Below are 11989 nucleotides of genomic sequence, written 5' to 3' on the forward strand. Positions count from 1 at the left end.
GCGGGGGGTGGTGTGGCTGTATAACGTGTGTTAACCCGTTGTTGCACCCCCACGACCGCGGTCAGGCCAGGGTGGGGAGCTGGGCGGCCACCTCGGCCGGGGACGGCATTGCCGCGACTTCGGCCGCCAGGGTGCGGGCCGCGTCGCGGACCGCGGAATCGGCAAGGAGGCGACGGGCCTTCTCGGCGACCGCTTCGGCCGTGACCTCGGCGCCGAGCAGGCGGTCGCCCACGCCCGCCGCCACGACCGCTTCGGCGTTGGTGAACTGGTCCGCGCCCTGCGGGAGCAGCAGCTGCGGGAGGGCCGCGCCGAACGCGCCGAGCGTCGTGCCGCTGCCGCCGTGGTGGACCACCAGGTCGACGTGCGGGAGCAGCTCCGACTGCGGGACCCACGCCTCCAGGCGGACGTTGCCCGGGACGTCGCCCAGCGCGTCCTCGGGCAGGGACGGGCCGGTGGCGACCAGGACGTTGACGTCCAAACCGGACAGACCGGCGATTGCTTCGGTGAGCACGCCCGCGTGCCCCATCGCCGTGCCGAGCGTCAGGTAGACCAGCGGCCGCGACCGGTCGAGCACACCCGGCGGCAGCTCGCCCGGGTCGCTCCAGCCGACCGGGCGCAGCGGCACGCGGCGGGCCTGGGCGAGGAATTCGGGATTCTGCACCGAATCCGGGCAGATGTCGACGAACGCGGTGCCGAACATCCCTTCGCCGACGTCGATGCCCAGCGACTCCCCGGTCTCGCGGATCTTCTCCCGGATCATCGTCGACATCGGGTCGCCCGTCGAAACCCGGCCGAAGGTGTGGGCCACCACGGGAATCCCGGCTTTCCGCGCGGCGAACGTCCCGCCCGCGTTGCCGGATTCGCTGACGACCAGGTCGGGCCGGACGTGCTCGAACACCGGCGGCAGGTCGGCGGCGAACCGCTTCGGCATGACCTCGCCGAACACCTTCGCGATGATCGGGAGCAGCACGTCCTGCGGGATGTCACCCGGCGGGCCGGGCGGGCCCGCTTCGCCGAACGCCTGGCCGAACGCGTCCTTGATGGCGAATCCGGCGGCAGCCGTTTCGAGTCCGGCTTTCGTCAGCCGGGGCAGGAAGTCTTCCGTGGTGGCGAAGACGACGTCGTGGCCCGCGTCGCGCGCGGCGACCGCCAGCGGGACGAGCGGGAAAGCGTGGCCGAAGGACCCCAGTGAGGTGAAGAGTAAGCGCACTCACCCGACCATAGCCCGTAGGCTGACCCGGTGGCAGTGAATTCCTCCTTGCGTGAAGCCGCGTTCCGCTGGATCGCCGACGACCCGGACGACGCGACCCGAGCCGAACTGCAGGACGTGCTCGCCCGCGCCATGGGCGGCGAGCCCGGTGCCGAAGCCGAGCTGGCCGACCGGATGGCGGGGCCGCTGGAGTTCGGCACCGCCGGCCTGCGCGGACCGGTGCGTGCCGGCCCGAACGGGATGAACGTCGCCGTCGTCACCCGCACCACCGCCGGGGTGGCGGAATGGCTGACGGCGCACGGGCACGCGGGCAAGCTGGTCGTCGTGGGCCGTGACGCACGTCACGGCTCGGAGGCCTTCGCGGCCGCGGCCGCGGAAGTGCTCACCGCGGCCGGATTCGACGTCAAGGTGTTCCCCCGCCCGCTGCCGACGCCGGTGCTCGCGTTCGCCGTCGGACGGCTGGGTGCGGTGGCCGGGATCCAGATCACCGCGTCGCACAATCCCCCGGCGGACAACGGGTACAAGCTCTACGACGCGACCGGCGGGCAGATCGTGCCGCCGTCCGACGGCGAGATCGAACGCGCCATCGAGGCCGCGCCCGCCGCGGTGAACGTGCCACGTGCGTCCGGCGCCGAGGTGGCCGACCTGCTGCCGCGCTACCTCGACGAGGTCGCAACCCTGCCGATGGGCCACGACCGCGCGGTGCGCGTGGCCGCGACGGCGTTGCACGGCGTCGGCGCGGACACGCTGCGGGCGGCGTTCGAGCGGGCCGGGTTCACCGACCTGCACCTGGTCGAGGCCCAGGCCGCGCCGGATCCGGACTTCCCGACCGTCGCGTTCCCGAACCCGGAGGAACCGGGCGCGACCGACCTGCTGCTGGCCCTGGCGTCCGATGTGGACGCCAACCTGGCGATCGCGCTCGACCCGGACGCCGACCGGTGCGCGCTGGGCGTGCGCGAGCGCGACGGGCGGTGGCGCATGCTGCGCGGCGACGAGACCGGCGTGCTGCTCGGATCGTACGTTTTGTCCACTGTGGATCGCACGGTGCTGCCGGACCCCCTGGTGGCCACGACGATCGTGTCGTCGTCGATGCTGGGCGAGATCGCGAAGGCCGAGGGCGCCCGCTACGCCGAGACGCTGACCGGCTTCAAGTGGCTGGTGCGGGCGGGCGAAGGACTGGTGTTCGCCTACGAAGAGGCGCTCGGGCTGTGCGTGAACCCCGGCTTCGTGCGCGACAAGGACGGCATCGCCGCCGCGACGCTGGCCGCCGGCTTCGCCGCGCAGCTCAAGGCGCAGGGCCGCACGCCGCTGGACGTGCTCGACGAGCTGGCGCAGCGCCACGGCGTCCACCTGACCGACCAGGTTTCGCTGCGGGTCACCGACCTGGCCGTCCGCGGGCGGCTGATGACGAAGGTGCGCACGACGCCGCCGTCGCGCCTCGGCGGGGTCGAGGTCACGCTCGAAGACCTCCTGCCGGACGCCGACGTCGTGCGGCTCACCGGCGAAGGCGTCCGGGTGGTCGTGCGGCCGTCCGGGACCGAGCCGAAGCTCAAGGCCTACCTGCAGGTCGTGGCGCCGGTGACGGACTCCTTGGCCGACGCGCGCGAGGCGGCGCAGGAACGGTTGACGGCGTTGCGGGCCGACGTCGAGGAGCTGCTCAGCTGATGGCGAAGCTCCTGATCGTGCACCACACGCCGTCTCCGTCGACGCAGGCGTTGTTCGAGGCGGTGGTGGCGGGAGCGACACACCCGGACATCGAAGGGGTGGAGGTGGTCCGCCGTCCGGCGCTGGCGGCCACCATCCCCGACGTCCTCGACGCGGACGGCTACCTGCTGGGCACGCCGGCGAACCTGGGCAGCATGAGCGGCGCCCTCAAGCACTTCTTCGACACGGTCTATTACCCGTGCCTCGACGCGACGCAGGGTCGCCCGTTCGGGTACTGGATTCACGGAAACAGCGACACTTCGGGCACGGAACGCCAGTTGCTGGCCATCACAAAGGGCTTGTCCTGGACCAAAGCGGCCGAACCGGTCATCTACACGGGCGATCCCGGCCGGGAAATCCTGGCTGCCTGCACGGAACTGGGCGGCACGCTCGCCGCGACGCTGATGGCCTGAACCGGGCGAATCAGCCTGGCAGCAGGCCGGAAACCGCGGAATCGGCGGAAATAAAGGGGCCTGTCACCGGAAGCCCTGGGGGTCGACCTCCGGCAACAGGCCGTGGTCAAGGGTTCGCCGCGAGGGCGATCGACCTTGACCTCTGAAGCGTACTACAGACGGCCGATCATGACGAGTCGAAGGCACAACAACCTCTCGCCTTGGCGGTTCCGTGCACCCCCAGGGCACGGAACGCCACGGCGAGAGGCGTGCCCACTGTAAACCACTGCATACGCTGGCTGTCAACATGTGCGTACAGTGGCTTCGCGGCTAGACTTTTCGCGGCCGGATTCCAAGGGGGCGGTATGGCACGGGAACGCACCTTCGCGGAACGCCTGAGTGCCCTGATCGAGGCGGCCCGGGTGGACGGGCGCGCACCGCACAGCTACCGGGAGATCTCGGCCGCCATCGAGCGCGCGGGCGGCCCGCAGATGTCGCCCGCGTACATCCAGCAGCTGGCGGCGGGCAAGCGGGTCAACCCGAAGATCCACTACGTCGAGGCGCTGGCGAAGCTGTTCGGCGTGCCGGTGACGTACTTCTTCGACGAAGAGGTCGCCGCACCGCCGGCGGGCGAGGCGCAGCTGATGGCGCTGCGGGCGCAGGAGCTGTCCCCGCAGGGCCGCCGTCAGGTGATGGACCTGCTGGAACTCGTCGAGCGCTACGAGCGGGCCGAGCGCGAGGGCCGGAACCCGGAGGACGGCGAGGGCCGGGGCACCGCGCAATGAAGGAGCGCGAGCTGCGCCGCCGCTGCCGGAAGCTGCTCAAGGACCTCGACATCGGGCCGCCGCTGGACGTCGGGCTGCTGTGCGCACGCCTGGGCGAGCAGCGCGGGAAGCCGATCCGGCTGCTGGCGTACCCGCTGGAAGTGCCGGGACCGTTCGGCTGCTGGATCGCGACGTCGTCCGCGGACTACATCTTCTACCAGGCCGAGACGACGAAACCGCACCAGGACCACATCATCCTGCACGAGCTCGGGCACATGCTGGCCGACCACCACCCGCACGGCGACGCCGAGCCCGCGGACTTCCTGCGCGGTCCCGCGGCAGGCCTCGACCCGGACGCCGTCCACCGCGCGCTGCGCCGCTCGGCCTACGATGACGCGCACGAGTGGGAAGCCGAGACGGTCGCGACGATCATCCTCGAATGGGCGTCGGTCCTGAACTACACGATCCCCCGGCGCGCCGCTGACCGGGATCTCCGCCGGATCCAGGGCGCGCTCGGCGATCACCAAGGGTGGTTGTGAGCACACTTTCCAGCCCGGTCAACCTGATCGCGATGGTGCTCTTCGCCGCCGCGCTCGCGTGGCGGGTCTACCAGGTCACGCGCGCACCGACGGTGCCCAACTGGGCCGTCACGGCGTGCGTGGCCGGGTTCGCCGCGGCGTTCCTGCTCCAGCAGCCGTCGATCGCCGACGAGGTGGACGCCGTCCTGGGCCGGGGCGCGGCCCGCGTGGCGAACAACGCGCTGCTCGCGTGCGGGATCTGCGCGCTGGTCATCTTCTTCCTCGGCTCGGCACTCGGGCCGCGGTACCGCCGGGTCGCGCTGGAGCTGGTGCCGCTCGCCACGGCGATCACGCTGATGGTCGTCGCGATGGCGGCGACCCCACCCGCGCTGCGGGGACTGCCGCTGGGGCCCTCGACGGTCCACGACAGCGGTGTCGCGGTGTTCTACCTCGGCGCCGGGCTGTACCTCATCTACGGCCTCATCGCGTGCACGGCGTGGATCGTGCGGTACCTGCGGGTGGCCGACCGCAACCTGAGGATCGGCCTGAAGCTCGGCGCCGCGGGCATGACCAGCGCGGCGGTCGGGAGCATCTTCCGCGCGCTGTACATCGTGGTGGCGTGGGTGTTCGGCCCGGTCGTGAAGATCCTGCTGCTGCTCGGGGTGCCGTTCGTGGTCGCGGGCGGGATGCTGTTCCTCACCGGCGTGACCTACCCCGGCGTGCGGGCGCGGCTCGCGGCGTTGCGCCGCCGCCGCCGGCACCGGCGCGAGCACGCGGCTCTCGGTCCACTGTGGACGGCTCTCGTGCAGGCGTTCCCCAGCATCGTGCTGCGCACTCCCCCGCGGCGGCGGGGCGACCGCCGGGGGCACCGCGTGTACTACCGCCGGGTGATCGAGATCCGGGACGGGCTGGTGCAGCTGTCGCCGTACCTGGACGCGAACTTCGGCGAGGTCGTCGCCGCCGATCCCGCCGCCGCGGCGGCCGCGCTGAAGGCGGCACTGGAGCGGCACGCGGCGGGCGAGGAGAGCGACGGCCACGCGAAGCAGGTCCTGCCCGCGCCGGCCGACGACCTCGAATCCGACGTCCGGCCGCTGCTGGCGCTGTCGGCCGCGCTCGAGGAGGCCTGACGTGGACACCCTGATCACCGCCTGCCGGGTGCTGCCGCGGCCGTCGGCGCCGGTGCGCGACGGCGCCGTGCTGGTGCGCGACGGCGTGATCGTGGCCGCGGGCCCGCGCGCGGACGTCGTCGCGCAGGCCGCGCCGGACGCCGTCCGGCACGACTTCCCCACGGGCACCGCGATGGCCGGGCTGTGCAACGTCCACGTCCACCTGGCCTTCGACGCCTCACGCGAGACGCTGGCGCACTTCGCCGCCGACGAAAGCCCGCTGGACGGGGCTCGCGCGCGGCTCACGGCGATGCTGCGCAGCGGCGTGACGACCGTGCGGGACCTCGGGGACCGCGGGCATCTCGGCGCCGCGGTCCGCCGTTCGTTCGAGGGCGAGGTGGCGCCGCGGCTGCTCGTTTCGGGCCCGCCGGTCACCGTGCCGGGCGGGCACTGCCACTTCTTCGGCGGCGAGACGGCGTCCGACGACGACATCCGGGCCCTGGTCGACGCGAACGCGGCGGCGGGCGCGGACGTGATCAAGGTGATGGCCAGCGGCGGCCAGCTCACCGAAGGCGGCGCGGACATGTGGGAGTCGCAGTTCGACGCCCGGCAGCTGGCGGTGGTCGTCGCGCGGGCGGCGGCACACGGGCTGCCGGTCGCCGCGCACGCCCACGGCGCGGACGCGACCGAGGCCGCCGTCGACGCCGGGGTGTCGACGGTCGAGCACTGCAGCTTCCTGACCGGGCCGCGCTCCTTCGACCGCCGGGAGCACGTGGCGAAGCGGATGGCGGCCGAGGGCATCTCGGCGTGCTCGACGAGCAGCCGCAACTGGCGGACGATCGTCGAAAAGCTCGGCGACGACGTCGCACAGGCGATGTACGGGCGGCTGCCGTGGCTGGAGGAACACGGCGTCCGGCTGCTGTCCGGGACCGACGCGGGCCTGCCCGGCTCGGTGTTCGACGACCCGGCAGGCGCGCTGGAGCTGTACGAATGGCTCGGCTTCCCGCGCCGCCGGATCCTGGAGATCGCCACCGAGGACAGCGCGGCCGGGCTCGGCCTCGCCGCGGTGACCGGCCGCCTCGAACCCGGCCTGGCGGCCGACGTCCTCGTCGTCGACGGCGACCCGCTGGCGTCTCTCTCCGCCCTCCGCCACCCGCTGCTGGTGCTGGCCAGCGGGGCACAAGGCCTCTGAGGCTTCCCCGATGGGGGAATGCCTGGTTGCGTGACAGTGTTTTAAAACAGTGTTACAGTAGCCGCACCCACCCCGAAGGAGTTCCCCCGATGCACGGACCGATCCAGCTGTTCACCGTGATCGCCCTGGTCTCGCTGCCGACCGTCATGTACGGCGGCTACGCGCTGATGGGCGTCATGCGCGAGCGCAAGCTGACCGAGCACCAGCGCGCGATGTTCCGCGCCGGGCACGCCCACGCCGGTGTCCTGCTGATCCTCGCCCTGGTCGCGCTGCAGATCCTCAGCCGGACGACGCTGCCGGACCCGGCGTTGTGGATTGCCTGCTTCCTGCTGCTGTTCGGCGTCCTCGCCCAGTCCGGCGGGTTCTTCCTCCACCTGCTGCCCGACGGCAAGGGAGCCAGGCTCGGCGGGCGCGTGACGTCCGCCGGCGCGGTGCTCCTGGCCGCCGCGACGCTGCTCACCGCGTACGGCGTCGCCTTCCCCTGAAAACCCGGATGCGGCCGGTCGTTAAGCTGGTGACGTGCCTGAATACCTGCCGACCGCGCCCTACAAGGGGACCCGGGACTTCCTGCCCGCCGAAATGTCCGTGCGTACCCAGGTGTTCGGTCATCTCTACGACGTCCTCGAGCGCCGCGGCTTCCTGCGCTACGACGGGCCGATCCTCGAGTCGGCCGAGATCTACGAGCGCAAGTCCGGCCAGGAGATCGCGGACAAGCAGCTGTACACCCTCACCGACAAGGGCGGGCGGCGGCTGGCGCTGCGGCCGGAGATGACGCCGTCGGTGGCGCGGATGATCGCCGGGAGCGCGAAGTCGCTGTCGTTCCCGGTCCGCTGGTACAGCCACCCGAACTGCCACCGGTACGAGGCGCCGCAGCGCGGCCGCGTGCGCGAGCACTGGCAGATCAACGCGGACATCTTCGGCTCGGACAGCGTCAACTGCGAGATCGAGATCTTCGAGCTGGTGCACGACATGATGGCCGCGCTCGGCGCGACGCCGGACATGTTCGTGCTGCGCGTCAACGACCGGAACCTGCTGACGTCGGCGCTCATCGACGTCGCCGGGGTCTCGCCGGACCACCTGGCCCAGGTGTTCGCGCTGGTCGACCGCTGGGAGAAGTACCCGCGCGAGAAGCTGGCCGAGAACGCCGCCGAGATCGGGCTGTCGGACAAGCAGTTCGAGAAGCTGGCCGAGACGCTCGGTGCGGGCGAGGCGCTGCTCGACGAGCTGCCCGGCGAGGTGCGGGAGCAGTCGAACCTGGTCCGCGTCCTCAACAGCAGCGCGGGCAGCCTGGTGAAGTACGAGCCGATGATCGTGCGCGGGCTGGCGTACTACACGTCGACGGTGTTCGAGGTCTTCGACACCTCGCCGGAGAACCGCCGCGCCCTGTTCGGCGGCGGCCGCTACGCCGACCTCGCGTCGATGTTCACGCCGCAGCAGATCCCGGGCATCGGGTTCGGCATGGGCGACGTCACGCTGATCGACTTCCTCGACACGCACGGCCTCACCCCGGCCCCGCGCAGCGAGGTCGACGTGATGGTGATCCCGGTGACCGAGGACCTGGCGGACGCGGCCCGTTCGGTGGCCCGCTCGCTGCGGGCGGCCGGGCTGCGGACGTCGACCCCGATCGAGCACCGCAAGCTGGGCAAGGAGCTGACGCGCGCGGACAAGGCGGGCGCGGCGGCGGTGGTGATCGTCGGCCAGGAGGACTGGGCGGCGGGCAACGTCACGGTCCGCAGCCTCGCGACGCGGGAGCAGAACCCCGTCGCCGTCGCCGACGCGCCGGCCGCGGTCCAGGCGCTGCTGGCGTAATCGGTTCGACAGCGCTGGCACGCTGGAGAGCGTGTACGGAACGGAATTCCCCGATCTCGGCTCACTCGCCGCCGGTGACGTGCGGCGGTGGGCCGAGTTCGACGTGGCCGTGCGGCGGATGTCGGGCTACTACCGCGATGCGCGGCTGAGCCGCCGTCCGTCGCGGGAAGAGGTGGCCGAGGCCGCGTGCCACGCCAACGGACGGCTGCGGGAAGCGGCCGTCGAGCGGCTGGCCGCCGGCACCGGTCCCGAAGTCCTGCCGCTGCTGCTGATCCGCTGCGTCGACTGGGTCCGCCCGGTCCGGGACCTCGCGCGGACGCTGGTGCTGTCCAAACTGGACGAACCGGCGTTGCGCGCGATGCTCCCGCTGATCGGCGTCCTGCGACGGCGTCGGGTCGACGAGTGGATGACCACGCTCTTCCGGCAGGCGCTGACGCCCGGGCTGATCGACGACGCGCTGGCGCTGGACGACCGGGAAACCCGCCGCTGGGTCCACGGCGAGGCGACCGGGCTCCTGTCCCGCGAGCGGCTGCTGGACATCGCGATGCGGGACGCCGACTTCGTCGTCCGGGCGATCTGCGGCAACGCCCTGCTCGACCGCGGCGAGTGCGTCGCGGAGCTGGCGGCGGCCGGAGCGCCGAAGGTGCGGGTGCGGGCGTTGACGCTGCTGGGACCCGACGCCGCAGTGGCGTACCTGGCGGACCGGTCGGCGGCGGTGCGGTCGATGGCACAGGCCCTGGTCCTCAAAGCGGGCGACGACCCGGCGGCGCACTACCGCGCAATGCCGGTCTCGTTCGGCGCGCTCGCCGGGCTCGGCGAAACCGGCACGGCCGCCGACGCGGCCCGGCTGGAGCGGCACCTCACGGACGAGCGTCCCCGCATCCGCCGCGCGGCGGTCCGCGGCCTGCGCCGGGTGGCCCCGGAGTCGGCGGCGGTCCGGCCGCTGCTGACGGACCCGTCGCCCGCGGTGACCCGCCAGGTGGTGGACTTCCTGCGCGGCAAGCCCGCACTGGTCGACGTCCCCGCGCTGCAGTCCTTGCTGCACCCGGGCAACCCGGTCCACACGCGACGCGCGGCGGCCGCGTTGCTGCGCGCACGGGACGGCTGGACGCGGCTGCACACGGATCTCGTCCTGCTGCGCGACCCGGACCTGTCCCCCGGCGCCGAGCAGGACATCCGCGCCTGGCTGGGCACCGCGACCGGCCTGTACACGAAACCCCCGGAAGGCTGGCGGGCGGACATGGAGGCCGCCCTCGGCCACCTCGACCCTGCACTGGCCCGCGAGCTGCGGTTCGCTCTCGGCTTCACGAACTGACCGCAATGCCGTAACTCGCGTGATTGGACCCGTGACCGGCGTGATTGAAGCCGTAACTCGCGAGTTCCGGCTTCAATCACGCGAGTTACGGGTCCGATCACACCAGTTCCGGCTCTGATCACGTGGGGTCGGCTCGGAGAAGCCGCAAGGTGAAGGTGGCTCCCGCACCCGGGCGGGCGGCAGCCGCGATCGTTCCGCCGTGGCCCGTCACCACCTCGCGGACCAAGGCCAGGCCGAGGCCGAAACGGCGGCCGTCGCCCTCGCTGCCGCGGGCGAAGCGCTCGAAGATGCGCTCCGCGTCCGCCGCCGGGAAACCCACGCCCGTGTCGCGGATGCGCAGCTCCACGTGCCGGTCGTCCGGCAGGCCCAGGCACACCTCGATCGAGCCGCCCGGCGGGGTGTGGCCCAGCGCGTTGTCCAGCAATGCCGACAACACCCGGCGCAACGCCGTCGGCACGCCCTGGACGACGTACGGCCGCCGTTCCCGCGTCACCGCCAGGCGGACCTGGCCCTGGCCCGCGCGCACCGCCTCGGCCGCGACGGCTTCTTCCGCGAGCAACCCCAGTTCCACCGGTTCCAGCGAAGGACGTTCGCACGCCTGGGCGGACAGCAGCAGGTCCTCGACCACTTCGCCGAGTTCCCGCGTGCCGCGGACCAGGTGCGCGAGGTCCTCCGCGTCGCGGCCGGTGGCCCGCCGGGCCAGCAGCTGCGCGCGCGTGTGCAGGCGGGTCAGCGGAGCGCGCAGCTCGTGGGACGCGTCCGCGACGAACGTCCGCTGCCGCCGCAGCGCGTCGGCCAGTGGCCGGATCGCCCGGCACGCCAGCAGCCGCCCGCAGCCCACGGACGCCAGCAGCGCCAGCACCTCCGCGACGCCGAGCCCGAACAGCAGCGACGAACGGTCCTGGATCTGGTACCGCTCCTCGAAGAACGCCTGCGAGACGACGCCGCCGCGGTTCTCCACGCGGATCGTGTACGTCATCCCGCCGATCGGCTGCCGTTCCGTGTGGACGTCGCCGGGCGAAGGCACCGCGGCGGCCAGCGACGGCAGCGGCATCCCGGACGGCGGCGGGCCCGCGGGCGCGTGCGCGAACGGCGTGAACAGCCAGACGCAGCCGGGCGGCGTCGCGCCCGTGCCGAGCTGGATCGTCCTGGCCAGCGCCCGGTCGGCCTCGGCGTGCTGGCGCGACAGCAGCGTGCCGTAGGCGATGGCGCCGGCGACGGCCACCAGCAGCGACACGACCACGGCGATCTGCGCGGTGATCGCCCACCGCGCCCGCCGCAGCGCCCGGTCCTCGGGGCCGGGGTTCACACCGCGCCGATCTGGTACCCGAGGCCGTGCACGGTCCGGACGATGTTGCGGCCGAGCTTGCACCGCAGGTAGTAGACATAGGTGTCCACAATGGACTCGCCGGTGGACTCGGCGAACACGCGCGTGCGCAGCGCCGACCGCGGGTGGATCGCCTTCGGCCGCTGGGCGAGCGTCCGCAGCAGCTCGAACTCCCGCCCGGACAACCGGATCCGCTCCCCGCGCGGCAGCACGACCTCGTGCCGCTGCAGGTCCAGCGCCGCCGTGCCGAGCGGGAGGCACTCCGCGCCGTCGAGGTCACGGCGGCCCAGCGCGCGCAGCCGCGCCAGCAGTTCCTCGGCCTCGAACGGCTTGACGAGGTAGTCGTCGGCGCCGGCGTCCAGGCCGCCGACGCGGTCAGCCAGCTCGCCCAGCGCCGAGAGCACCAGCACCCGCGTGGTCACCGCCCTGGCCCGCAGCCGCCGGAGCAGCTCGAGCCCGTCCAGCACCGGCAGCCTGCGGTCGATCACCATGACGTCGTACCGCCCGGTGAGGCCGAGGTGCAGCCCGCGCTGGCCGTCGTGAGCCGCCTCGGTTTCGTAGCCTTCGTCCGCCAGCAGTTCGGCGAGCATGCCCGCCAGTTCCCGGTCGTCCTCGACCAGCAGCACCCTCGGTTTTGCCGCCCCATCGCGCA

12 protein-coding genes are annotated in these 11989 nt (G+C 72.7%); 9 read left to right on the plus strand and 3 right to left on the minus strand.

All coding sequences use genetic code 11. The annotated features are described in order from the left end of the window. Positions 1-61 precede the first annotated feature (61 nt). Positions 62-1210: a glycosyltransferase gene (locus ABJI51_RS32955; protein ID WP_348954962.1), complete on the minus strand. Its 1149-nt coding sequence runs from the start codon at positions 1208-1210 to the stop codon at positions 62-64. A gap of 36 nt (positions 1211-1246) precedes the next feature. Here ABJI51_RS32955 and ABJI51_RS32960 point away from each other — a divergent pair, with 36 nt between their 5' ends. The 9 genes from ABJI51_RS32960 to ABJI51_RS33000 all read left to right on the plus strand — a co-directional run bounded on the left by ABJI51_RS32960 (position 1247) and on the right by ABJI51_RS33000 (position 10010). Continuing rightward, positions 1247-2875 (plus strand): phospho-sugar mutase, encoded by a 1629-nt coding sequence (locus tag ABJI51_RS32960; protein ID WP_431605686.1) that lies wholly within the window; start codon positions 1247-1249, stop codon positions 2873-2875. Continuing rightward, positions 2875-3327: a flavodoxin family protein gene (locus ABJI51_RS32965; RefSeq protein WP_348954964.1), complete on the plus strand. Its 453-nt coding sequence runs from the start codon at positions 2875-2877 to the stop codon at positions 3325-3327. The genes ABJI51_RS32960 and ABJI51_RS32965 overlap by 1 nt, the downstream gene beginning before the upstream one ends. A 344-nt stretch (positions 3328-3671) precedes the next feature. Next, positions 3672-4091: an XRE family transcriptional regulator gene (locus tag ABJI51_RS32970; protein WP_348954966.1), complete on the plus strand. Its 420-nt coding sequence runs from the start codon at positions 3672-3674 to the stop codon at positions 4089-4091. After that, complete coding sequence (locus ABJI51_RS32975; RefSeq protein ID WP_348954967.1) at positions 4088-4609, plus strand: hypothetical protein; 522 nt, start codon at positions 4088-4090, stop codon at positions 4607-4609. The genes ABJI51_RS32970 and ABJI51_RS32975 overlap by 4 nt, the downstream gene beginning before the upstream one ends. Further along, positions 4606-5715 carry an MAB_1171c family putative transporter gene (locus ABJI51_RS32980; protein WP_348954968.1) on the plus strand — a complete coding sequence of 370 codons (1110 nt, stop codon included), beginning with the start codon at positions 4606-4608 and terminating at the stop codon, positions 5713-5715. Before ABJI51_RS32975 ends, ABJI51_RS32980 begins: the two co-directional genes overlap by 4 nt. Position 5716: 1 nt before the next feature. After that, positions 5717-6886 carry an amidohydrolase family protein gene (locus tag ABJI51_RS32985; protein WP_348954969.1) on the plus strand — a complete coding sequence of 390 codons (1170 nt, stop codon included), beginning with the start codon at positions 5717-5719 and terminating at the stop codon, positions 6884-6886. An 89-nt stretch (positions 6887-6975) separates the two neighbouring features. Further along, on the plus strand, positions 6976-7371 hold the full coding sequence (locus ABJI51_RS32990) for a hypothetical protein (RefSeq protein ID WP_348954970.1): 396 nt from the start codon (positions 6976-6978) through the stop codon (positions 7369-7371). A gap of 34 nt (positions 7372-7405) precedes the next feature. Then, positions 7406-8695, plus strand: coding sequence for a histidine--tRNA ligase (hisS, locus tag ABJI51_RS32995; protein WP_348954971.1), 1290 nt, complete (start codon positions 7406-7408; stop codon positions 8693-8695). Between the two features lie 31 nt (positions 8696-8726). Continuing rightward, entirely contained in the window at positions 8727-10010 is a 1284-nt protein-coding gene (locus tag ABJI51_RS33000) for a hypothetical protein (protein WP_348954972.1), read from the plus strand. 118 nt (positions 10011-10128) lie between these two features. Here ABJI51_RS33000 and ABJI51_RS33005 read toward each other — a convergent pair whose 3' ends face one another. After that, a complete protein-coding gene (locus tag ABJI51_RS33005; RefSeq protein WP_348954973.1) occupies positions 10129-11319 on the minus strand; it encodes a sensor histidine kinase in 1191 nt (396 codons plus the stop codon). Then, positions 11316-11963, minus strand: a complete 648-nt coding sequence (locus ABJI51_RS33010) for a response regulator transcription factor (protein ID WP_348955018.1) — start codon at positions 11961-11963, stop codon at positions 11316-11318. Before ABJI51_RS33010 ends, ABJI51_RS33005 begins: the two co-directional genes overlap by 4 nt. Positions 11964-11989: the final 26 nt, after the last annotated feature.

The organism is Amycolatopsis melonis, assembly GCF_040064235.1.
GTDB classification, from domain to species: domain Bacteria; phylum Actinomycetota; class Actinomycetes; order Mycobacteriales; family Pseudonocardiaceae; genus Amycolatopsis; species Amycolatopsis melonis.

Excerpts from the sequence above, each read along its gene's own strand:
- ABJI51_RS32970 (WP_348954966.1), top strand. The coding sequence starts at position 3,672 with ATGGCACGGGAACGCACCTTCGCGGAACGCCTGAGTGCCCTGATCGAG.
- ABJI51_RS32990 (WP_348954970.1), top strand. The coding sequence starts at position 6,976 with ATGCACGGACCGATCCAGCTGTTCACCGTGATCGCCCTGGTCTCGCTG.
- ABJI51_RS32975 (WP_348954967.1), top strand. The coding sequence starts at position 4,088 with ATGAAGGAGCGCGAGCTGCGCCGCCGCTGCCGGAAGCTGCTCAAGGAC.
- ABJI51_RS32965 (WP_348954964.1), top strand. The coding sequence starts at position 2,875 with ATGGCGAAGCTCCTGATCGTGCACCACACGCCGTCTCCGTCGACGCAG.